Raw genomic sequence first — 23,888 nt, forward strand, 5'->3', positions numbered from 1 at the left:
AGGGATATAATGAAAATAATAAAAACTACATTTGTAGCTGGTTTAATTTCTTTATTTGCTACTTTTTCAACATTTGCTGAAAAAGTTAAAATAGGAGATCCAGGTTGGACAGGTGCAACAGCTATTGCAAATTTATTAGCAGCAGTTGTTAATGACAAAATGGGTGGAGAAGCAGAATTGGTTCCAGGAAATAATACTGCAATCTATGGTGCAATTGATAGAAGCAAAGGTGAAATAGAAGTTCACCCTGATATCTGGTTACCTAATCAACAGGCTTATACTAACGATCTAGTTCCTAAAGGAACTCTTAAGTTAAGTTCAAAACCTTATGAAGGAAACCAAGGATATTGTGTATCTCAACAATTTGCTAAAAAAATGAATATTACAGCAATTGAAGACTTAGCTAGACCAGAAGTTGTTAAAGCAATGGATAGTGATGGTAATGGTAAAGGTGAGTTTTGGATTGGTGCTGATGGATGGGCTTCTGCAAATGTAAACCAAGTTAAACTTAGAGATTATGGTTTATATGATGCAGGTATTGAACCAATCAGAGCCGCTGAAGCTGTAAAAAATGCAAGAGTACTTGACTCTATAAAAAAAGGTGAAGGTTATGCATTTTATTGTTACAAGCCGCATGCAATTTGGGGAATGGCTGACGTAGTTATGTTGACAGAACCAAAACATGATCCAGCTAAATACAAAATGGTTCAGCCTAAAGAAGACGCTGACTGGTACAAAAAATCTTATGTTGCATCAAAAGATGCACTTAAAAAAATCCAAATTGGTTGGGGTACCTCTTTAGAGAGTAAATCTCCAGCTATAGTTGAGTTTTTTAAGAACTTTCAGTTAACAGGAGATGATGTGTCAGCAATGGCATATGCAATTTCTGTTGAAAAAAAACAACCAGCAGATGTTGCTAGAACTTGGATGAAAAATAATAAATCTAAAGTTGATGGTTGGTTAGGACTTTAAGTTAAATAAAATTTTTACTCGGCAACTTTACTTGTTGCCGGGTATTTCTCTTAAAAAAATTATTAAATTTTCGAATGGATCTGATGGACTCAGCTATTGAAATAAAAAATGTTTGGAAGATATTCGGTAATAATTCTAAAGAAGCATTAAATGCAATTCAAAATCAACGTATTTCAAAACAGGAAGCTTTAGAAAAATATAATTCAGTAATTGGTGTATCTGATGTCTCTTTTGACGTTAAAAAAGGAGAGATTTTTTGTGTAATGGGTCTTTCTGGCAGTGGTAAATCTACTTTAGTTAGACATATCAATAGATTATTAGAACCAACCTCAGGTCAAATTTTAATTGATAATGAAGATGTAATGAAGTTTGACTCAAAAAGTTTACAAGATCTACGGAATAAAAAGATAGGTATGGTTTTTCAGAACTTTGCTCTGATGCCCCATAGATCAGTATTAGATAATATAGCAATGCCACTTGAAATAAGAGGTATCAGTAAAAATGATAGATTGGATGCTGCAAATAAAATTTTAGATATCGTAGAGCTTCAAGGGTGGGGAAATAAATTTGCTCATGAACTATCAGGTGGAATGCAACAAAGAGTAGGATTAGCAAGAGCTTTAGCAGCGGATCCTGATGTTTTATTAATGGATGAACCATTTAGTGCACTAGACCCATTAATTAGAAGACAGCTTCAAGCGGAGTTTATCAAACTTTCAAAACAAATGAAAAAGACAACAGTATTTATAACTCATGACTTAGATGAAGCAGTAAGGGTAGGTCATAGAATTGCAATCATGAGGGATGGAAAAGTTATCCAAATAGGGACACCAGAAGAAATAGTTATGAAGCCAGTAGATGGTTATGTAGCAGACTTTGTTAAAGGAATTTCTAGACTAAAAATTGTTCAAGCAAAATCCATTATGCAGTCTGTTGAAAAATTTGAAAAGGAATTTGGATCAATAGGTAAAAATTTAGAAAGTGTTAACGAAAATGATTTACTAAATAAACTAATAGAAAAATCTTCAATTAAAGATGAACCAATATTAGTAATTAACAAAGAAAACAAAAATATTGGTATAATAACACAAGCAGATTTACTTAAGGCTGTCGTAGAGGGTAGTGATGGAGAATAAAGCACTTAGAAACCCTTCTAGAGATGAATTGATTACTAATTTTGTAAAAAGTAATCCAGATTATTATATAAAAGAGTTTAAAAAAATTGGTAGTAAACCTACTTATTCATTTTCATTTAATTTATTTGCATTTATTCTTGGACCAATTTGGTTTGGAATGCGTAATGTTTGGAATTGGACTTTAGCTTTTTTAATTATTGAAACTTTTTCAGTAGTACAAATCATCAGAGGTTTATTTGGCAATATTACCGCAGACGCCATTGCTAAAGTAGAGCAAGTTAAAGGTACAATAGCTTTTAGAAATAAACAATTAGAAGCTGCGATAGAAAATAATCCAGACAAAATTGATGTGTTTAAAAGAAACATAAAATCTTTAGAGGATGCTATGCAAGGTTATCTTGATGAAATCACTAGAGTAGAAGCATCTGCAATATGGATCGCTTTTTTTGGTTTTATTTTATTGATAGCTGTTAAGATTACCCAAGGTGTTTTGGCAAATTCAATTTTAGAAAAGAAATATTCTGAGTGGCTATCTGACAAATCAATTAACCCAGGTATGCAATTAAAGAATTATATTTTAAGTAGTATTTTTACTTCTATTATAATGTTTTTTTCTGTTATCCATTATAGTTTTCCAGGTCTTTTACAAATAATGGATACTTTTCCAACTCATCCGGAAATAAGATTGTTTTCAATTAAATGGATAGAGGTTATTTTTGATTATGCCGTTGTTAAAGGGGATTTAATTTTTACTGCAATAACAATTGGTATTAGGTCTGTATTAGATTTCTTAGAATTATTGTTTGTTAAAACTCCATGGATTGTAATAATAACTGCAATTGTAACTCTTACTGGGCTGTCTGCGGGACCAAGAGCTGCAATTTATTCAACAGGTTTTTTGTGTTACATGGGTTTTTTAGGTTTCTGGGTAAAAGCAATGACGACACTTGCTTTATTAGGAACGGCAGCAGTTTTAAGTATAGCAATTGGCATACCACTTGGAATTTATTGTGCAAGACGACAAAGATTTTATTCATTAATTAGGCCTATAATGGATTTTATGCAAACAATGCCAGCGTTCGTATTTATGATACCAGTGATAGCCTTTTTTGGAACAGGAAAAGTTGCAGCAGTAATAATTACAATGATTTTTGGTGGCACACCGGTTGTAAGGTTAACAGTTCTTGGTTTAAGAGGTGTACCAGAAACAATCAGAGAGGCTGCAATAGCTTATGGGGCATCTAAATGGTATTTACTTAGAAAAGTCGACTTACCTTTAGCAACACCATCAATTTTAGCAGGCGTTAATCAAACAGTAATGTTAAGTTTAGCAATGGTGGTTGTAGCATCACTAATTGGCGCAAAAGGTTTAGGCCAAGATGTTCTTGAAGCATTACAATACGCTAATGTTGGTCAAGGAATTCTTGCGGGTATAGCTATTTTATTTGTTGCATTAATTCTGGATAGAGTTGTGCAAGGCAAGAAAAGAGTTTAATCAATCTTCATGGAGTATCTGTTTTTAGGTTTTTTAACTAGTATAAGTTTAATTCTAGCAATTGGGGCTCAGAACATATTTGTTATTGAACAGGGCTTAAAAAAACAACATATTTTTTTAGTTTGTTTAATCTGCTCTATATCTGATTTTATTTTAATATTTTTAGGAATATTCCTATTTCATTACTTTATTCAGTATTTTAACTCAACTATTGAATTAATATTTAATATTCTTTTAATACTTTTTTTACTTCATTTTATTTATTCAAAAATAAAGAACTATAATTCTAGTGTCATTTTTAATAGTGAAAAAAAGAATATTTCAAAAATCAGTATTTTATTTAAAACTATTGGTTTTACCTATCTTAATCCACACGTTTACTCTGACACTGTTTTTTTTCTGGGTAATTTTTCAAAAAATTTTTTAAACAATGAAAAAATTTTATTTGGAATAGGTGCTTCCATAGCTTCTTTTTTATTTTTCTTTTCACTTGGATATTTATCAAAATTTTTATCTCAATATGCTGAAAACCAAAAAGTTTGGAAAGTAATAAATATATTTATTATTACTTTTATGAGTGTGTTAATTTTTTATATTCTTTTAGAAATTATTTAAATTTCACAAGACATATCTTGTCCACAGCACAATGGTGACTTTATTTTTCCATGTTCATTAGGACATTTAGATATTTGCACTTCATTTCCATCTTCAAGTTTTAGTATATCATTAACTAGTGGTTCATTACACTTTCCACAATTTGCATTAACAGACATTCCACATTTTGGACATTCATAAGTTGCCATATTATTCTCCTTTAATTAATTACTGAGTATAACCGTATTTCTTTAATCTTACATCACCTGTTCTAGCATGAGCTTCCATTCCCTCGTATCTAGAAATTCTTGCAGCTGCAGCACCAACTAACTCAGTAGATTCTTTGGTCATTCTTTGGAAACTTAAAGTTTTAACAAACTTACCAACAAATAATCCACCCGTGTATCTTCCTGCACCTTTGGTTGGAAGAATGTGATTTGTTCCTGAGCATTTATCTCCATAAGCAACGGTAGTTTCTTCACCAATAAATAAAGAACCATAGTTCGTAAGTCTTTTATGAAACCACTCTAAATTTTCTGTCTGTACTTCTAAGTGTTCTGGAGCATAATCATCACTAATAGTTGCCATTTCTTCATCTGTATCACAAAGAATAACTTCACCATAATCTCTCCAAGCAGCATCAGCATTTGTTCTTGGAACTTCAGGTAGTTCAGCAATTAACTCTGGAACTCTTTTCATTACTTTTTCAGCTAGCTCTTTACTGGTTGTGTACAACCAACAAGGTGAGTTATAACCATGTTCAGCTTGACCAACTAAATCTACTGCTACTATCTCAGGATCAGCTTTTGCATCTGCAATAATTCCAATTTCTGTAGGACCTGCAAATAAATCAATACCTACTTTTCCAAATAAAATTCTTTTAGCTTCTGCTACAAATTGGTTTCCAGGACCAACAATAATGTCTGCTGCAGGGTTATTAAACAAACCATTAGTCATCGCAGCAATCGCTGGAACACCACCTAAATTTAAAATGACATCAGCACCACATAGGTCAGCTGTATAAATAATTGTTGGATGAGCACCCACACCTTCTTTTGGAGGGCTACAGGCAATAACATTCTTTACACCTGCAACTTTTGCAGTAGTTACACTCATAACAGCTGATGCAATATGTGCATATCGACCTCCTGGTACATAACATCCAGCAGTATTAACTGGTATTAACTTTTGACCAGCAAACAATCCATCTGAAAGTTCAACCTCAAAGTCCTGACCATAGTTTTTTAATTGTGCTTCAGCAAACTTTTTAACTCTTTCGTATGAAAACTGAACATCATCTTTTGTTTTTTGGTCTAATGTTTTTTTAATTTCTTCAATTCTTTCTTTGGATACAATAATATCACCATCATATTTATCAAATTTTTTTGTAAGTTCGACACAACCTTGTTCTTTTGTAGTTTCGATATCTTTTAGTAAATCTTGAACAATTCCAGTTGTTTTTGTGTCATCTGTTGATGAAGTTTTAGGTGATTTTTTTAAATAAGTTATAGCCATAATTACTCTCTCTAGTTTTTTTGAAATTCACTTATAAACTTTAATGAATTAATTTCAATGATGAATTAGTCTAATGCAACAACGGCAGCAGCAATAGAAGCTAATCTAGCTTGGGCTTCATCAGATCTACTAGTAATAACTATTGGAACTTTACCACCTACTACAACACCAGCTGCACAAGCTCCCATAAAATATATCATCATTTTAACTAAACTATTTCCAGTTTCAACACTTGGAACTAATAATACATCAGCTTCACCAGCTACAATATTTTTAACGCCTTTAATAGCAGCAGATTTTTTTGAAATACTATTATCAAATGCTAAGGGGCCAAAAACATCAGCATTTAAATCATCTTGTTTTGCAAGCTTTGTAATCTCATCTGCATCAATAGAGCTTGGTACACTATCTAAAATTTCTTCTGTCGCTGATAGAACCGCAACTTTTGGTCTTTCAATTCCTATACGATTTGAAAAATCAATTACATTTCTTAAGATATGCATTTTTGTTTTTATATTAGGTAAAACATTTAAAGCACCATCGGTAATTATAAGAGGTTTATCTTCTTTCGTATTTGTCATATGCCATATATGGCTAAGTCTAGTTTTTCCAAGTAAATTATAATCTCTTTTTAAAACTTCTTTCATTAAAACATCAGTATGAATATGACCTTTAACAATAATCTTTACTTTATCTTTGCTAGCAAGTTTTGCAGCTATTGCTGCTGTATTATTTTCGATAGGTTCATGAATTATCTCATACGAAGAGATGTCCCATTTTAAATCCTCAGCACACTTAAGAATTTCTTTTTTATCCCCTATAAAAATAGGTGTAATTAAGTTTTCATTAACAGCATCTTGAACTGAAAGCATAGGTAAGGGTAAACCCGCATTAACAATAGCAGCATTAACACCTTTTTTCTTATGTGCATGGTCTAGTAGGTTATTAGGACAAACAATTTCTTTATCTGAAAGCATGAGGTATATTTAGTATGAATTTATAAAAAGTATATACTGTAAATTGATAATGATTAAGCCTTTTAAGCTAAATATTCCGGATAAAACACTTCAAGAAATTTATACAAAGGTAAAAAATTACCCATGGCATGAAATGCCTGATGATGGTGGCTGGAAATATGGGAGTGACCTTGATTATATGAAAGAGATATCAAGTTATTGGGTCAGAGATTTTGATTGGAGAAAACATGAGGCAGAAATAAATAAATTTTCAAATTTTACAACTGTTGTAGACGATATTGAAATGCATTTTATTCATGAAAAAGGTAGTGGCTCTAACCCAACTCCATTACTTCTTATGCATGGATGGCCTGGATCGGTTGTAGAGTTTTTAAATATAATTGAAAAACTTGCTCACCCTGAAAAGTTTGGTGGAAACATTGAAGATGCGTTTGATGTTATTGCTCCCTCTTTACCTGGCTTTGGATTTTCAGGTAGACCATCTAAACCGATGGGTCCAAGAAAGATGGCTGATATTTTAAATAAATTAATGACAGAAAAACTTGGATATAAAAGTTATTTAGCTCAAGGTGGTGACTGGGGTGCAACTATAGCTAATTGGATTAGTTATGATCACTCAAAATCATGTAAAGCAATTCATATTAATTGTTTAACAATGCGTCATCCAGATGGCCCTCAATCAAAGGAAGAAGAAGAGTGGCAAGAAAGATTTAATAATGATCAAGTTATGCAAGATGGATACAGAACTCAACAAGCAACTAAACCACAAACATTAAGTTATGCAATGATGGATAGTCCAGTTGGTATTGCTGCATGGATTATTGAAAAGATGTATTCTTGGTCTGATTTAAAGAACAATAATATTGAAAGTGTTTATTCAAAAGACACATTACTAGCAAACATTATGGTTTATGTGGTTACAAAAACTTTTAACACCGCCTCTTGGATTTACTATGGAAGAAGAGAAGAGGGAGGACGCTTCTTCCCTAAAGACTTTAAAAGAATAGAAGTCCCAACAGCAGCTGCAGTTTTTCCTGCTGAAATGTCCGAATGGCCCCCAAGATCTTATGTAGAAAGAATATTTAATATTACTCATTGGACAGAAATGCATAGTGGTGGACATTTTGCAGCATTAGAAAAACCAGATCTTCTAGTTAATGATCTTGTTAAATTTTCTAGAACAGTACGTTAATTAGATACTTCTTAAATATTCCAAATCTTTTAAAACAGCTTTCGAAATATTGATTTCTTTCTTAAGGTTATTTTTGAATCTATTAAATTTATTTTGTCCTGGGTAAAGAATTTCTTTTACACCTTTAATCTTAGGTAGTTTTTTTATAGTTTTGATATTATCTTTTATTCTTTTGTTAAAAGAATTTCCTACAAATAAATTAGGCTTTAGTACAAAAAATAAGTGACCAATATTTTGAGGACCACTAAAATCAGCAAATGGATCTTTTACACGACCCGCATGATTTCCACCAGTTATCACACCACTTAAAATGTCTACCATCCAAGCAAGACCAGAACCTCTAAAACCTGCAATTGGAAGCTGAACTCCCTCTAATGCTTTTTTTGGATCTGTGGTTGGTTTACCAGATTTATCAAGAGCAACACCTTCTGGAATTCTCTTTCCTTCTCTTGCTGCTACTCTTATTTTTCCTCTATTAATCATTGAAATCGATGTATCTAAAATAAAAGGGATTTTAGATCCAGTTGGAGTTCCAAAACAAATTGGATTTGTACCAAATAAACTTTTTAGAGCACCGTAAGGTGCTACTGCAGGAGGAGCATTGGTAAATACCATGACCATTAAACCCTTTTTAACAGCTTGTTCTGCATAATAACCTGACAAACCGTAATGACCACTATTTTTAACAGCAACCAAGGCAATACCAGTTTTCTTTGCATTTTTTATAGCTATCTTGATTGCAGTATCTGCTGCAACAAAACCTATAGCGTTATTACCATCCACATGAGTAATTGATTGAGAAATATTTCTAATCTTTATTTTAGCTTTTGCATTAATCACTTTTTTAGAAATACGATCACAGTACATTTTTAATCTAGATAATCCATGGCCATATGCACCAACCAATTCAGCATTTATTAAAGCATTAGCAGAGATTGAAGCATGATTATTATTTAAACCAAACTTTTTGAAAATATTAATAATTTCTTTTTTAAGAGTGTTTGTTTTCAATTTAACCTTTTCCACGCCAAGGAATGTATTTATCTATAAGCTTTCTCAAGGTAACATCAAATAACAAACCAAGCATTCCCATTATAAAAATTGTGATCCAAATTACTTCGTACTGAAAATATTTTTTTGCAACGTTTTCAACAAACCCAATACCAGTAGTTCCTGCTAAAAATTCAGCAGCAACCAGTGTTCCCCAGCACATACCTACTGCAACTCTTATACCAGTAAGAATTTCTGGTAATGAATTAGGGAAAATTACGTGTCTAAGTATTTGTTTTTTTGATGCACCTAATGAGTGAGCAGCATGAATTTTAGAAAGTTGAGTCCCAGAAGCCCCAGCTCTAGCTGAAATTATCATAATTGAAAGTGAAACCATAAATAACAAAAATATTTTTCCAGTGTTATCAATCCCTAACACTGAAATGATTAATGGTGCCCAAGCTAAAGGAGGAACTGGTCTATAGAGTTCAATTAAAGGGTCAAAAAACCCTTTAGCAAATCTATTTAGCCCCATAAATAATCCCAATGGAACTCCAATAATTATTCCTAAAATTAGTCCTAAAAAAACTCTCATAAAAGAGTCCCAGATATGTCCATAAGGAACAGGTAACTTTAATAATTTAAATTCACCAGTTACAAATTTAAGAACTGCACCTTTAAAGTTTTGTTTAACTGTTCCATCTTTATTATGAACAGGATATTCACCTGGTAGAATATCTGCAATCCAATCAGGTAAAATAAAACCAACCATGTAACTTATATCGACCATTTTTATCCATAGAAGTGGAATATCTTTATAACCAACACTTGGTTTTGACATTAGGATGAATTTATTAAAAGTATCTGACGGTTTTGGAAGCCATCTACCAGAACCTTGCTCTGAACAACTTGGCCCACTTGCAACAATTGTCCCGGCAGGAAATAAAAAAATATCAATGAACCTTAATCCACCTTGAATTTTTATTTGTGCATTATCAAATTTAACAATAGCATTTTGCATTGCATCTAATGCATTTGGTGGGTAGATACTTGCAAACTCTATTCTTCTTGCTATTTTAACAATATTTTTAGCGTAAGTAGAAGCTACTTCTTCACTGTCATTTAGGTCTTTTCTATAAACCTTAATTTCATCTTTGATCTCTTTTATTCTATTTTTAAATTCTGGGTTATGGTTTCTTAATTTAAAAAATTCATCGCTTATTAAATTTAACTCTTGTGCTGCAGTATGAAATTTTAAACCTCTATTTGTTGCTGGGATTAGAGGTACTTCTATTGTATTTTCGATAGAGCCCGATCCTGCATTTACTTTTGTAATCCCCCAGCCACCTTCTTCGTTTGCTGCTTTTAGTCTTTCATTTAATTCTTGTTTAGTTTCAAATGGATAATCAGGTTTTTGAAAGTTTTCAGTCAAAAGATTGATTTTACCGGTGATGTTATTGATTTCTTGCTTGGTTTCATTTTCAAGTAAATCCTCGTTAGTCAATAATGGGATTAATTGATTAGTTCTATTTACAAAATCAACAAGAATAGTTTTTTGTTGATCATTGAGATCACCAGAATTTTGTATTTCATTTGAAATTAAAGCAAGATTCCTATTTTCTTGTTTAATTTGAGAGGTACTCTTTAATTCTCTCTCATTTATAGGGAATTGATATTTTAATCCTAGCAATGAGTCGTTTACTTTTGCAACCTGACAAAGTTCGTTAGCAGATTTTGGATAAAATCCTTTTGCAATATCCCAAGAATAATAGAGCCAAACCAAAAGAAGAAAACTACTTCCAACAATAACCCAATGCGTACCACCCAATGCTCTTTCTGGATTTCCAAATACTGCATCAACTTTTTCTGTTTTAATTAAACGTCTTCCATAAAGAATACAGCCAATAACAGCAAAAAATATTAAGAAAGTTACTATTTGAGTTAACATTTAAATATCTTTTCCCATAATTTCTTCTTCCATATTCCAAATCATTTCTAATATCTCTTCTCGTTTTGAAGAAAAATCCTTATTCTTTTTTATTTCTCTTAAATCTTGTTTCAAACCCATTGATGCAAATGGAAGATTGTATTCTTTATGTATACGACCTGGCCGAGGAGCCATTACGTATAATCTTTCACCAAGCAACAAAGCTTCTTCAACAGAGTGAGTTATTAAAATAATTGTTTTTCCAGTTTCTTTCCAAATTTTTAGAACAAGAGACTGCATTTTTTCTCGGGTTAAAGCATCAAGAGCTCCTAATGGCTCATCCATTAAAATTAAATCTGGATCATTGATAAGACATCTTGCTAGAGCAACTCTTTGCTGCATTCCACCTGATAATTGATAAGTTGGAGTATTTCCAAAACCTTGTAATCCAACAATATCTAACCATTCATCAACTTTTTTTGCTGTCTTAATTGGATCTTCTTTTTTCATTCTTAATCCAAAGTTTACATTTTCTGCAACTGTTAACCATTCAAACAAAGCTCCTTGTTGAAAAACCATGCCTCTCTCAACACCTGGGCCATCAATCTCGTTATTATTTAAAGTGATATTTCCAGATGTTGGTCTAATGAATCCTGCGGTAATATTTAATAATGTTGTTTTTCCACAACCTGATGGACCAAGCACTGTTAAGAGCTCTCCTCTTTTAAGAGTAAAATTAACATCTTTTAATGCATGAACTGTTTCTCCTTTAGGAGTTTTGAAAATCATGTTTAAATTTTGAGAAATCAAATCACTCATAAGATATTTTAATATTTAAATTCTTGTTAAAAAAATAGGCACCAATTTATTAAATTGGCGCCTATTAAATTTTTTTTATTCTATAAAAATTATAGAGGTAAGAAACTAGTATCTACGTTTCCTCTTGGTGTTCCCATTCCTTTTAAGAACGCATCAAGGTTTCCACTTTTCATAGATTTTTCAGTTTCTGCAGGAGTTAAAAATTTAAAGCCACTTAAAGTGTCCTTCATATCTCCAACTTTCATTTCAGAAGCTTTAGCCATAACATTCATATCTGCTTTACCAGCTTTGTATCTAGCATTAGCTTCATGAGTTACTTCTATAAAAGTTCTAAGCATTCCTGGATTTTCCTTCATGAACTTTGTAGTTACTGAAGTGATATCTATTCCTAAGATACCTGCAGCTCTAGCTTCATCTACAGTAAGTAATCTTGATCCTACAGCAGTTGCAGCTTTAATAGAGTTACCACCAAATAAACATGCCATTACAACATCACCACTTACTAAAGCAGCAGCTCCTTCTTCAGGATCCATTTGAATAATATCCATTTTGCCTCTGTCAGCTCCAACAAGTTTCATACTTTCATCAAAAACATACTCAGCCATTGTTCCAAGTGGTACAGCAACTTTTTTACCTTCTAATTCAGTAGCGTTTGCTTTTGTAATTCCAGAAGCTTTAGAAGTAACACATGTTGTTCCTCCCATTCCGTATTCCATAGCAATATCAACAAGTTTGATAGGTGCTTTTGATTTTACAGCATTGATAAAGGGTACTAATCCTTGTGAGTAAGAAATATCAATATCTCCTGCTAACATAGCATCAGTCATAGCTCCACCATTTGTAAAGTTTGTCCATTTAACTGGCACACCTAAAGCTTTTGAAAAAGCTTTTTTCTGCATGTCTTCTAAATTAGGACTTGGCCACTCTAGAAAGTAAGCAATTCTAACTTCTTTAGCAGCAGCGTTTGCGACTGATATAGATAAATTTAGAGCTACAAGAGTTCCTAGAATAAAACTAATTATTTTTTTCATTTTTATTCCTCTGTTAATTTAATTAAATTATCGATATTTAAATTCAATTTGAAGTAGATGTAAAACAAAATAAACAATACAATCAAAGGTTGTGTTAGTATTTAAATCATTTCATATTGTTGTTTTAGATAGATTCTAAGGACAAAATAGTTCTAGCAAACAATTAAATTTAGTCTAAAAATTTTAAATTATTAACTTAAATAAATTATTATGAGCTCAGAAAATAGAACTTCAGTACCAAATTCCTTAAATGAACATTGGATGCCATTTACATCTAACAAAGATTTTAAAGCTAACCCTAGATTGATTACTGAAGCTAAAGGAGTTTATTTAAAAACTCATCATGGAAAAACACAAATTGATGCAAGCTCAGGATTATTTTGTAATCCATTAGGCCACGGTAGAAAAGAAATTACTGAAGCTGTAACAAAACAATTAGAAACATTAGACTATGCTCAACCTTTTCAACAAGGTTTTGGTGGTTCATTTGAACTTGCAACAAAAATTTCAAAACATACTCCAGGTGATTTAAACAAAATGTTTTATACTATTTGTGGATCAACAGCAGTAGAAACAGCTCTTAAGATTGCTATCGCTTACCACAGAGCAAAAGGTCATGCGGAGAGATTTAGATTTGTAGGACGTGAACGTGGTTATCATGGAATGAATATTGGATGTATTTCAGTTGGAGGAATGGTAAATAATATAAAAACATTTGCAAGTGTTTTAATGCCAGGAGTTCAACACATAAGTCATACACATTTACCAGAGCATAAGTTTGTTAGTGGTCAACCAGAAACAGGAGATTACTTGGCAAATGATTTAGAAACAATTTGTGCAAACTTCGGTGGAGAAAATATTGCTGCATGTATTGTTGAACCAATTGCAGGATCAACAGGAACACTCGTTCCGCCAAAAGGATATTTACAAAAGTTAAGAGAAATTTGTGATAAACATGGAATACTTTTAATTTTTGATGAAGTTATTACAGGTTGGGGTAGAACAGGATCTAAATTTGCAGCACAAGAATTTGGAGTAACTCCTGATATTATGACAATGGCAAAAGCTACAACTAATGGAGTTGTTCCAATGGGTGTGGTTGCTTGTAATGATTTTATTTATGACGCTGTAATGGATGCTTCACCAAAAGGTGCTGTTGAATTATTTCATGGTTACACTTATTCGGGAATTCCAGTTGCAGTAGCTGCAGCATTAGCTGTACAAGATATTTTTGAAAAAGATGATATTTTTAATAGAGCCAAAAACTTAGCACCATACTTTCAAAAAGGATTATTTTCTCTTCAGGATTTGGAGTCAGTGGATAATATTAGAGGATACGGAATGATGGGTGGTATAGATATGAAATTAAATACTAAACCAGGTAAAGCTGGGTATGAGTGTTTTAAAGCTTGTTATGAAGCTGGAGTTAACTTTAAAGCTACAGGGGATTGTTTAATTATAGCTCCTCAGTTTATCTGTGAAGAAAAACATATAGATGAAATTATTGAAAAGTTAAGAACTGGTATTACGAACTACCAAAAAAATCAAAAAAACTAAAATCTTTATTAAATTAAAGTGTTTGTAAAAAAGAAAATAAGTTATGAAAATAGGCGTTCCTAAAGAAATCAAACCACAAGAACATCGTATTGGCTTAACCCCCGAAAGTGTTAAAACTTTAATATCAGAAGGACACGAGGTTTTAGTTGAAAACAATGGTGGTTTTGAAGCTGGTTTTGACAATGAACAGTACACCAGCATTGGTGCAAAAATAGTTGATAAAGCTGAGGATATTTTTAACGACGCTGACATAATAGTTAAAGTTAAAGAGCCCCAATCAGCTGAAGTTAAGATGATTAGAGAAAACCAGGTCGTCTATACATATTTACACTTAGCTGCAGCAAAAGAATTAACTGAGGGTTTAATTAAGTCTAAAGGTGTTTGCATAGCTTACGAAACAGTAACAGATGATAATGGTAGATTACCACTTCTTGCACCAATGAGTGCAGTTGCTGGACGTATGTCAGTTCAAGCAGGAGCACATTGTTTAGAAAAAAATCAAAATGGTAGAGGACTTTTACTAGGTGGGGCACCAGGTGTTGAAGGTGGAACAGTTGTTATTTTAGGTGGTGGCGTAGTTGGTGAAAATGCTGCAGTGATTGCAACAGGTATGAGAGCTAAAGTTCATATTGTTGATAAATCTGAAGCAAGGCTAAAACAATTAGTTGAAATATTTGGTGACAAAATAATTCCTGAACAAAGTAATAAAATTGATTTAAATAAATTAGTAGCACAAGCTGATCTTTTAGTTGGAGGTGTTTTAATTCCTGGTGCTGAAGCTCCAAAACTTGTTACTAAACCAATGTTAAAATTAATGAAAAGAGGATCTGTAATTGTCGATGTTGCAATTGATCAAGGTGGTTGTGTTGAAACAAGTAGACCCACAACTCATGGCGATCCGACATATATTATTGATGGTGTAGTTCATTACTGTGTAGCAAATATGCCAGGTGGAGTTCCAAGAACTTCAACAATTGCATTAAATAATGCTACACTACCTTACTTAGTTAAACTTGCAAATAAAGGTTATGAAAAAGCATTAAGAGAAGATAAAAATTTTCTAGCTGGATTAAATGTTCACAAGAGCATGGTAACTTATAAGGCAGTTGCAGATATATTTGGACATGAATTTATTGCACCAGAGAAAGCAATAACAAGTTAAAATTATTTATGGATAGAAAACTTCCAACCAACGCAAAAGTTGTTGTGATTGGAGGTGGTGTTGCAGGTTGCTCAGTTGCTTATCATTTAGCAAAATTTGGCTGGAAAGATACAATTCTTTTAGAAAGAGACCAGTTAACCTCGGGTACTACTTGGCATGCTGCTGGTCTAGTTGGTCAATTAGGAGCTACAGCTTCTATTACAAAACTTAGAAAATACTCTTTAAATTTATATAAAGATTTAGAAAAAAAAACTGAACTTTCAACTGGATTAAAGCAAAACGGTGCAATCACAATTGCAAGCACAAAAGAAAGATTACAAGAATTATTAAGACAAGCAACTGCTGCACAGTTATTCGACGTAAATGTTGAAGTTTTAGATAAAAAAAAAGTCAAAGATTTGTACCCTGTAATTCATGATGAGGATATTTATGGTGGTGTTTACATGCCAGAAGATGGTCAAGCAGATCCCGTAGGAGTAACCAATGTTTTAGCAAAAGCTGCAAAAATGGAAGGTGTAAAAATAATTGAAAAAACACCAGTTGAAAAAATTTTAATAAAAGATGGTAAAATTGCTGGAGTTCAAACACAGTTTGGTAAAATTGATTGTGAATATGTAGTTCTTGCAACTGGAATGTGGTCAAGACAAATTGGTGAAGATATTGGTGTAAGTATTCCATTATATCCCAATGAACATTTTTATATCATAACTGAACCAATGAAAGATTTACCAAAAAACCTTCCTGTTTTAAGGGATTATAATAATTGTCTTTATTTAAAAGAAGATGCTGGCAAAATGCTTGTTGGGATATTTGAACCTAATGCCAAAAATGCTTTTAAGGAAAAAGGCAAAGTACCAAATGATTTTTCTTTTGGTGAGTTTCCAGACGACTTTGATCATTTTGAACCTTATCTAGAAAAGTCCTTTAAAAGATTGCCAATGTTAGAAACCGCAGGAATTAGAAAATTTTTTTCAGGCCCTGAGTCATTTACACCAGATACTCAATATCTTTTAGGAGAGACCGCTGAAGTAAAAAATTTATTCACTTGTTGTGGTTTTAATAGCATTGGAATTGCAAGTTCTGGTGGTGCAGGGCGTGTTACGGCTGAGTGGATGATAAATGGATATATGAATGAAGATTTATATTCGCTTGATATAAAAAGATTTCAAAAATTTCATTCATCAAAAAAATTTATCATGGAGAGAGTAACAGAAACGCTAGGAGATTTGTATGGAATGCATTGGCCTTATAAACAGCATCACACCTCAAGAAATCAAAGAATATTACCCTATCACGATGAATTAAAAAAGGAAGGAGCATGCTTTGGTGTATCGGGTGAATATGAAAGACCTATGTGGTATGCAAGAAATAATGAAAAAGCTAAATATGAATATAGTTTTGATTATCAAAATTGGTATCCATCAGTTGAATATGAAACCAATAATACTATTACCAATGTTGGTTTATATGAATTATCTCCATTTTCAAAATATGAAATAAAAGGAGAGTTAGCGCATATTGAATTACAAAGATTATGTACAGCAAACATTAAAAATGAAATAGGTAGATCAACTTATACTCAAATGCTAAATGTAGCCGGAGGTATTGAAACGGACTTAACAGTTATTTGTATTAAAAAAGATCATTTTAGAATAATAAGTTCAGCTGCAACAAGAACACATGACAAAGCTCATATTTTAAAACATCTATCCCCAACTTTAAATTTTGAGGACATTACTGATGAACTTGTTTGTTTAGGAATTTTTGGACCTAAAAGCAGAGATTTAATTTCAAAAATTTCAAAAGATGATTTTAAAAATGAAAAATTTAAGTTCGGTGATGGTAAATTTGTAAATATTGACTCAAAAAAAGTTTGGGTGCAAAGATTATCTTATGTAGGGGAATTAGGTTTTGAAATCTATATAGATAATAAAGATGCAAAAGAAGTTTATCAATTAATTGTTAAGGAGGGTAAAAATCATAATTTATCACACTGTGGATCTCATGCAATGGATACAATGAGAATGGAAAGTGGTTTCTTACACTGGGGTCATGATATTTCACCAGAAGAAAATCAATATGAAGCAGGATTAAATTTTGCAATTAGTTTCAAAAAAGAAATAAATTTTATTGGAAAAGAGAGCCTATTAAAACTTAAAGAAAAAATACATACAAGAAGATTTATTATGTTATCAATAGTAAACAGTAAACCAGGTGCTCCACTATTGCTTCATGAAGAGCCTATTTATCTAAAAGATAAAATTATAGGTAGAACAACTTCTGGAAATTATTCTTTTAATTATAAAAAAAATCTTTCTTTTGGATATGTTAAGTCAGAATATTCAAATGAAGAATTAGGAAAAATGGATCTATATGTTGAGGTGGCCAAAATAAAATACCCAGTTATGGTAGAAGCTGTTCCTTTAAAAGATAAGCAGACTAGACTTTTATAATTATAGTTGCCCAGAAAAATTATTATGATTATATTGTATTATGTATAAAAGCTATTTTCATAATGGAAAATTAACAAAAGAAACAATAGAAAAAAAAGTATCACCTCATACTAGCATAATAAGCCCAAAAAAAATTGTTGATATTAATAAATTACTAAATCGAGTAAAATTAGAAAAAAAAAATAAAAAAAAAGAAAACTTAATTTTAGTTGGAATGGTCTGTTTTATCACAACAATTATTGTTGCAATTTCAATTATTTAAACCCAATTTTATAAAAAGGTATTATTGAACTAAGTATCAAACTAATAACATTTGCTAATATTACTGGTAAATCACGCATTATTAATCCAAAAATCAACCTAGATAAAGCTCCAATAGTAAAAAATTAAAAACATGCTAAGTGAAATATCTTTTGTATTTTTTGATTTATAAACCTAATTGCTTGAGGTAAAAAAACTGCAGTAGTACAAAATACTGAAAAAATCCAATATACTTTATTATAAAATCTAAAATGTTATTTTATGGAACTAACCAAGTATTTTTATTTGTTTCTAAATTAAATCTTGCTCTTCTATGACCTTTAGCAGCAAGATAAAGCCACTCAATACTTTTTACTTTACACTGAATAACAGTAAAATTTTTATATCCTATCTCACTATCATCCATAGTAAATTCAAAATTATCTAACTCAGGTTTTAATCCTGATGTTGGGTTATTGGATTCTGTACCTGGTCCATTATCAACTAGATAACATTTTCTACTCATATGACCTGTTTTTAACCAAGAGTGTTTTGTAATATCATTTTTATGATTAACAATGCACTCAACTTTAAGTCTAACTTGGATCTTGTCATCTTTATCGTAAAATAACATTGATGCATTTTTATTTGCTTTTAATTTAGCAATTTTATGTGATCTGATATCACTATGGTATTGAAGAAGTTCATTTTCTCGATCTGACTTTCTAAGAACTACAATTCTTCCATCAAAGTCTTTCTGATCTCCACAGATAAACACAGGAATTCTAAATTGAGAGTTTCTATCCTTGATAGCATTATCGAACATTGACCAAATTTTATTTTTGATCTCCTCAAAATCTTCGTAGTATGCTGGTTGCATTATAGATTATTTACTAAGTCTTTTAATCAAACTAGAAGTGTCCCAACGGTTTCCACCCATCTCTTGAACTTCACCATAATATTTATCAATAACTTCAGTTACTGGTAAAAGAGAACCATTATTTTTAGCTTCATCCATTGCAATTTTTAAATCTTTTCTCATCCAATCAACTGCAAAACCAAATTCAAACTTATCATCAATCATAGTTTTGTACCTATTTTCCATTTGCCAAGATTGAGCAGCACCTTTAGATATAACTTCAATTACATCTTCCATATTTAAACCAGCTTTTTTCCCAAAATTAATTGCTTCAGATAAACCTTGAACAAGACCTGCAATACAAATTTGGTTAACCATTTTTGCTAATTGACCATTACCTGCGCCACCTAATAATTTCATTTTTTTGCTGTAACAATCAATTTTATCTTTAACTTTATCAAAATCAGCTTGATCACCACCAATCATAACAGTTAGTGCACCATTTTCTGCACCAGCTTGACCACCTGATACTGGTGCATCTAATGATCCAAATCCATTTTTTTTTGCAAATTCATAAATCTCTCTTGCGATTGTTGCGGAAGCTGTAGTGTTATCAACATAGATAGCACCTTTTTTAATTGTTTTAAAAATACCATTGTCACCAAAAGTTACCTCACGAAGATCGTTATCATTTCCAACGCATGTGAATATATATTCTGCACCATCAGCTGCTTCAGCAGGAGTATTGGCTTTAGATCCTTTGAATTCTTTGACCCACTTATCTGCTTTTGAAGAAGTTCTATTATAAACAGTTACATTGTGACCAGCTTTTGATATATAACCAGCCATTGGATAACCCATGACACCAAGACCAATGAAAGCAACATTACAAGACATAAATTTTATTTCCTATGTTTAAAAGTTTGAATTTTAAAGTAATTTTATTTGGTTTCATATTTACATTTTTTTCAAGTTTTGGACAGAGTTTTTTTTTAGGACTGTTCAATTCAAGCATAAGGGACGCACTTTCTATCACGCATGGTCAATTTGGATCAATATATGCGTCTGCAACTTTATTAAGTAGTTTTATACTTGTTTGGGTTGGTAAAAAAATTGATGACTTTAATATTTTAAAATTTTCATCATATGTAATTATTCTATTATCTATTTCTTGTTTTTTATTTTCTAAAATTTCATCGATAGTTTTTTTATTTATATCAATATTTCTAATGAGACTATCAGGGCAGGGTTTAATGTCTCATACAGCAACCACAACTATTGCAAGGTTTTTTGAAAAAAGTAGGGGAAGAGCACTAAGTACAACTTGGCTTGGTTTATCGTTAGCTGAATTTATTTTGCCATTATTAATTATCTTTTTATTAACCTTTATTGATTGGAGAAATATTTGGATAGCAATTTCGATTTCAGTTATTATCATTTTACCAATAGTCATCATTACATTAGTTAAAAATGTTAAATTAGATTCAAGAGAAAAGTCTAGTGTTTTAAATATTAAAACCAAAGATATAAAACAATGGACGAGAGTTGAAGTTTTAAAAGATTATCGTTTTTATATTATATGTTTAAGCATGCTAGCAATGCCCTGGATTGCAACAGGTACGTTTGTCTATCAATCTTTTATAGTGTCATCAAAAAATTGGGGCCCATATGTAATTGCACAGTCCTTTATGGTGTATTCAGTTTTATCTGTATTAACTTTATTTTTATCTGGTTTTTTGATTGATAAATTTAGTAGCCGAAGATTATTAATTTATATGAATATTCCTTTACTACTTTCAACTTTTGTACTTCACTATTTTAATTCACCTATTTCTTCTTTTGCATTTTTAGGTTTAATTGGAATTTCAAATGGTCTTGCTAATATTCTAGGATCTTCTACCTGGGCAGAAATTTATGGAGTTAAATATATTGGTTCAATTAAAGCTTTAACAACTGCGCTTATGGTGTTTTCAACTGCTTTTGGAACAGCTTTATTTGGATTTCTTATAGATAAAAGCTTTTCTGTTGAACAAATTGCTCTAGTTTCAGGTTCTTACATATTAATTGCAATATCACTGTTATTCTTAATAAAAAATAAGCTAAACCCTCAATATTTATAAAATTAACCTTGATTTTTTTTTAACCACTGTATAGATACTGCGCATGGCAAGAGTAACAGTTGAAGATTGTATAGATAAAGTAGATAGTCCTTACGAGTTAGTAATGGTAGCAAAAGAGAGAGCTGTTCAACTAAATTCGGGATTAGAGCCAACACTTGATAGAGATAACGATAAAAATACAGTTATATCATTAAGAGAAATTGCTTCAGAAAAAATAAAAGTAACTGACCTAACTGAAAGTGCAATTTTAAAACTTAGAAAGCATGTTGAGCAAGTTGATGATGGTTCAGATGATGATGAAGTAGTAGGTGATGATTTTGAAAATATGTATAAAGGTGAAATCTCTAAAAGTGGAACGCCCATTCTGCCGTCAAAAAGAGCTAGAAAGATTCCAGAAAAAATTCAAGTAGCCCCAGAAGATTTAGAGGAATTAAATGCAAAAGCAGAACCTGAAATTGAAGCTGGCTTAGAAACAGATATTAATAATGAAGAGGTAGAGGTTTCTTTAGATGAAATCGCCGAAACAGAAACTACTGAAGATAAATCAGAAGAAACTGACTCTAATAGTTAATTATTAAATTCCTTTATGATTTTTTCTCTGTGTTCGTCTAAATCAGGAATGTCACCACGTGTTGTTTCATCTTTATAATTAGACATTTTAATTGGATTACCTGCCAATTTAAAATCACCAATAACCTTGTGATGTGCTTTAACAATCATGTTTCTTGCTTCAACTTGAGGGTTTTCAACAGCTTCTTTTATATTAAAAATTGGACCACATGGAATTTTTTCTTTTTCCATTTCATTTACCCAGTCATTAGTATTTTTAATCAATAGTTTGTCTTCTAAGATTTTTTTGAGATCATCAATATTTTCTGATCGTAATGAGTTCGTATTGTATTTTGGATCCTTAGATATTTCAGGAATATTTAAAACATTACATAATTTTTCAAAAAGTTTTTCATTACCAGCTGCAATTATGATGTGACTATCTTTTGTCTTAAATGCTTCAAAAGGAGCAATAGATGGGTGACGAGATCCCATGGGTTTTGGTATTTCATTTTTAGCAAGATATCTTGCGATAGCATTTTCTAAAATTGCAATTTGACAGTCTAGCATTGAAACATCAATAAAAGTTCCTTTGCCAGTTTTTTCTCTATCATAAAGTGCTGCATTAATTCCAACTGTAGTAAATAATCCTGCAGTAATATCTCCGATAGATGTACCAACTCTTGTAGGTTCTGAGTTTGGTTGACCGGTAACACTCATTAACCCTCCCATACCTTGTACAACCATATCATAAGCAGGTAATTCTTTTAAAGGACCTGTTTGTCCAAAACCAGAAGCTGATGCATAAATTAATTTTGGATATTTTTTACAAACATCTTTCCATCCATAACCCCATTTCTCTAAAGTTCCTGGTTTAAAATTTTCAACTAAAATATCTGCTTTAGCTAAAATTTTATCAAATACTTTTTTATCATCTTCATTTTTTAAATTCAGAGCAATACTTTCTTTGCCTCTATTAAGTGACATAAAATAAGCTGAATAATCTTCAATAAAAGGACCAAATTTTCTAGAGTCATCTCCAACATCAGGTGCTTCTACTTTTATTACACGTGCTCCTAAATCTGAGAGCATCATTGTGCAATACGGACCAACTAAAACTCTAGTTAAGTCAAGAACTAACAGGTTTTTTAAAGGTCCATCCATATTTTTACTGTAATTTTGTAGTATTGACTCTTATCAAGATCTTCAATTTAATGCATCACTTAAATAACAATAGAGGAGAGAACAATAATGTTTAAAAAAATATCTTTATATTTCACAGCATTAGTTTTGGTTTTATCAACTGTTGGTTCTGCTTATGCGGTAACGTTAAAAGCAAGTCACCAATGGCCAGGAACGCCAAGAGCTGATGGATCTTTTGACCCACGTCATGAGATGGTTCAAATTATTGCTGATGAGGTTAAAAAAGCTAATGTCGATATTGATATTAGAATTTACCCAGCAAAATCTTTATACAAACCCAAAGAGCAATGGAAACCAATGACCACTGGTCAATTGGATATATCTGCTTTCCCATTAGGATATGCATCAAAATTTCATCCAGAATTTAGTGCTACTTTAATGCCAGGAACAGTTAAAAATCATGACCATGCCTTAAGATTTAACAAATCTCCAATGATGACTGAGATCAAAAAAATTATTACTGGAGCAGGTGTGGTTGTTCTATCTGATGCTTGGTTAGGTGGTGGTTTTGCTTCAAAAACTAAATGTATTAGAAACCCATCAGATGTTAAGGGACAAGTAATGAGAGCAGCTGGAAAAGCGTTTAACCAAATGCTTGAAGGTGCAGGAGCTGGTATTCAAAGTATGCCATCTTCAGAAATCTATACTGGTCTACAAACAGGTGTATTGACAGGTGCAAATACTAGTTCAGGAAGTTTTGTTAGTTACAAAATTTACGAACAAGTTAAATGTGCAACACCTCCAGGAAAATTTGGTCTATGGTTTATGTATGAACCAATTCTTATGTCTAAGAAATCTTTTGATGCTTTAAGTAAAAAGCAACAAAAAGCTCTTATGAAAGCAGGTAAAGTAGCTGAAAAATATATGACAGCACAAGTAGCTAATCTAGATAAGAAATTTGAAGACGCTTATAGAGATGCTGGTGTTGAATTAGTATATATGTCAGAAAAAGACCATGCAGCATGGATTGAGATTGCAAAGAAAACTTCTCATAAAGCATTTGCAGAGCAAGTACCTGGTGGTGCTAAGCTTATGGAAATGGCTTTAGCAGTTAAATAAAATAATATATAAAGAACCCCTATTTATGAAAATATCTA

At 31.7% G+C, this 23,888-nt stretch carries 22 protein-coding genes; 12 read left to right on the top strand and 10 right to left on the bottom strand.

What is annotated here, in order from left to right:
* The first annotated feature begins 9 nt into the window (after positions 1 to 9).
* From VP91_RS04705 to VP91_RS04720, 4 genes are all read left to right on the top strand, one after another.
* On the top strand, positions 10 to 972 hold the full coding sequence (locus VP91_RS04705) for a glycine betaine ABC transporter substrate-binding protein (protein WP_169036302.1): 963 nt from the start codon (positions 10 to 12) through the stop codon (positions 970 to 972).
* An 83-nt stretch (positions 973 to 1,055) separates the two neighbouring features.
* Positions 1,056 to 2,108 carry a quaternary amine ABC transporter ATP-binding protein gene (locus tag VP91_RS04710; protein ID WP_169036303.1) on the top strand — a complete coding sequence of 351 codons (1,053 nt, stop codon included), beginning with the start codon at positions 1,056 to 1,058 and terminating at the stop codon, positions 2,106 to 2,108.
* Positions 2,098 to 3,603 carry an ABC transporter permease gene (locus VP91_RS04715; RefSeq protein WP_169036304.1) on the top strand — a complete coding sequence of 502 codons (1,506 nt, stop codon included), beginning with the start codon at positions 2,098 to 2,100 and terminating at the stop codon, positions 3,601 to 3,603. Before VP91_RS04710 ends, VP91_RS04715 begins: the two co-directional genes overlap by 11 nt.
* A gap of 9 nt (positions 3,604 to 3,612) precedes the next feature.
* Entirely contained in the window at positions 3,613 to 4,218 is a 606-nt protein-coding gene (locus VP91_RS04720; protein ID WP_169036305.1) for a LysE/ArgO family amino acid transporter, read from the top strand.
* Here the strand turns inward: VP91_RS04720 and VP91_RS04725 are convergent.
* From VP91_RS04725 to VP91_RS04735, 3 genes are all read right to left on the bottom strand, one after another.
* Complete coding sequence (locus VP91_RS04725) at positions 4,215 to 4,406, bottom strand: hypothetical protein (protein ID WP_169036306.1); 192 nt, start codon at positions 4,404 to 4,406, stop codon at positions 4,215 to 4,217. The genes VP91_RS04720 and VP91_RS04725 overlap by 4 nt on opposite strands.
* 19 nt (positions 4,407 to 4,425) lie before the next feature.
* Entirely contained in the window at positions 4,426 to 5,712 is a 1,287-nt protein-coding gene (hisD, locus tag VP91_RS04730) for a histidinol dehydrogenase (RefSeq protein WP_169036307.1), read from the bottom strand.
* 65 nt (positions 5,713 to 5,777) lie between these two features.
* A complete protein-coding gene (locus VP91_RS04735) occupies positions 5,778 to 6,689 on the bottom strand; it encodes a bifunctional enoyl-CoA hydratase/phosphate acetyltransferase (RefSeq protein WP_169036308.1) in 912 nt (303 codons plus the stop codon).
* Between the two features lie 49 nt (positions 6,690 to 6,738).
* Between VP91_RS04735 and VP91_RS04740 the strand changes: the two genes are divergently transcribed.
* Entirely contained in the window at positions 6,739 to 7,881 is a 1,143-nt protein-coding gene (locus tag VP91_RS04740; RefSeq protein ID WP_169036309.1) for an epoxide hydrolase family protein, read from the top strand.
* Here VP91_RS04740 and VP91_RS04745 read toward each other — a convergent pair whose 3' ends face one another.
* The 4 genes from VP91_RS04745 to VP91_RS04760 form a co-directional block, all read right to left on the bottom strand.
* The gene (locus VP91_RS04745) at positions 7,882 to 8,892 is read right to left on the bottom strand and encodes an Ldh family oxidoreductase (RefSeq protein WP_169036310.1); all 1,011 of its coding nucleotides are present in this window, start codon (positions 8,890 to 8,892) and stop codon (positions 7,882 to 7,884) included. It lies immediately after the preceding gene.
* Between the two features lies 1 nt (position 8,893).
* Positions 8,894 to 10,819 (bottom strand): ABC transporter permease subunit, encoded by a 1,926-nt coding sequence (locus tag VP91_RS04750; protein ID WP_169036311.1) that lies wholly within the window; start codon positions 10,817 to 10,819, stop codon positions 8,894 to 8,896.
* Positions 10,820 to 11,617, bottom strand: coding sequence for an ABC transporter ATP-binding protein (locus VP91_RS04755; RefSeq protein ID WP_169036312.1), 798 nt, complete (start codon positions 11,615 to 11,617; stop codon positions 10,820 to 10,822).
* A gap of 89 nt (positions 11,618 to 11,706) precedes the next feature.
* The gene (locus VP91_RS04760; protein ID WP_169036313.1) at positions 11,707 to 12,648 is read right to left on the bottom strand and encodes an ABC transporter substrate-binding protein; all 942 of its coding nucleotides are present in this window, start codon (positions 12,646 to 12,648) and stop codon (positions 11,707 to 11,709) included.
* Between the two features lie 210 nt (positions 12,649 to 12,858).
* Here VP91_RS04760 and VP91_RS04765 point away from each other — a divergent pair, with 210 nt between their 5' ends.
* Genes VP91_RS04765 through VP91_RS04780 form a run of 4 tightly spaced genes read left to right on the top strand, consistent with a single transcriptional unit; the run spans position 12,859 to position 18,082 of the window.
* Positions 12,859 to 14,205, top strand: a complete 1,347-nt coding sequence (locus VP91_RS04765; RefSeq protein WP_169036314.1) for an aspartate aminotransferase family protein — start codon at positions 12,859 to 12,861, stop codon at positions 14,203 to 14,205.
* A gap of 43 nt (positions 14,206 to 14,248) precedes the next feature.
* A complete protein-coding gene (gene ald / locus VP91_RS04770) occupies positions 14,249 to 15,367 on the top strand; it encodes an alanine dehydrogenase (protein ID WP_169036315.1) in 1,119 nt (372 codons plus the stop codon).
* 8 nt (positions 15,368 to 15,375) lie between these two features.
* Positions 15,376 to 17,820, top strand: a complete 2,445-nt coding sequence (locus VP91_RS04775) for a GcvT family protein (RefSeq protein ID WP_169036316.1) — start codon at positions 15,376 to 15,378, stop codon at positions 17,818 to 17,820.
* Positions 17,821 to 17,860: 40 nt separating this feature from the next.
* Positions 17,861 to 18,082, top strand: a complete 222-nt coding sequence (locus VP91_RS04780) for a hypothetical protein (RefSeq protein ID WP_169036317.1) — start codon at positions 17,861 to 17,863, stop codon at positions 18,080 to 18,082.
* Positions 18,083 to 18,340: 258 nt separating this feature from the next.
* Here the strand turns inward: VP91_RS04780 and VP91_RS04785 are convergent, their stop codons facing one another.
* Both VP91_RS04785 and VP91_RS04790 read right to left on the bottom strand, forming a co-directional pair.
* Positions 18,341 to 18,940, bottom strand: a complete 600-nt coding sequence (locus VP91_RS04785) for a pyridoxamine 5'-phosphate oxidase family protein (protein WP_169036318.1) — start codon at positions 18,938 to 18,940, stop codon at positions 18,341 to 18,343.
* 6 nt (positions 18,941 to 18,946) lie between these two features.
* The gene (locus VP91_RS04790; RefSeq protein ID WP_169036319.1) at positions 18,947 to 19,816 is read right to left on the bottom strand and encodes an NAD(P)-dependent oxidoreductase; all 870 of its coding nucleotides are present in this window, start codon (positions 19,814 to 19,816) and stop codon (positions 18,947 to 18,949) included.
* A gap of 14 nt (positions 19,817 to 19,830) precedes the next feature.
* On the opposite strand from VP91_RS04790, the gene VP91_RS04795 reads away from it, so the two are divergent.
* A complete protein-coding gene (locus tag VP91_RS04795; RefSeq protein ID WP_169036320.1) occupies positions 19,831 to 21,039 on the top strand; it encodes an MFS transporter in 1,209 nt (402 codons plus the stop codon).
* A 43-nt stretch (positions 21,040 to 21,082) separates the two neighbouring features.
* Positions 21,083 to 21,610, top strand: a complete 528-nt coding sequence (gene rpoZ, locus VP91_RS07010) for a DNA-directed RNA polymerase subunit omega (protein ID WP_169036321.1) — start codon at positions 21,083 to 21,085, stop codon at positions 21,608 to 21,610.
* On the opposite strand, the gene VP91_RS04805 is transcribed toward rpoZ, so the two are convergent.
* Entirely contained in the window at positions 21,607 to 22,752 is a 1,146-nt protein-coding gene (locus VP91_RS04805; protein ID WP_169036322.1) for a CaiB/BaiF CoA transferase family protein, read from the bottom strand. The two genes, rpoZ and VP91_RS04805, sit on opposite strands and share 4 nt — an antisense overlap.
* Positions 22,753 to 22,839: 87 nt before the next feature.
* Between VP91_RS04805 and dctP the strand changes: the two genes are divergently transcribed.
* Positions 22,840 to 23,850: a TRAP transporter substrate-binding protein DctP gene (gene dctP / locus VP91_RS04810; RefSeq protein ID WP_169036323.1), complete on the top strand. Its 1,011-nt coding sequence runs from the start codon at positions 22,840 to 22,842 to the stop codon at positions 23,848 to 23,850.
* Positions 23,851 to 23,888 lie beyond the last annotated feature (38 nt).

Origin of the sequence: Candidatus Pelagibacter communis, assembly GCF_012932795.1 — a bacterium.
Taxonomy (GTDB): domain Bacteria; phylum Pseudomonadota; class Alphaproteobacteria; order Pelagibacterales; family Pelagibacteraceae; genus Pelagibacter; species Pelagibacter ubique_S.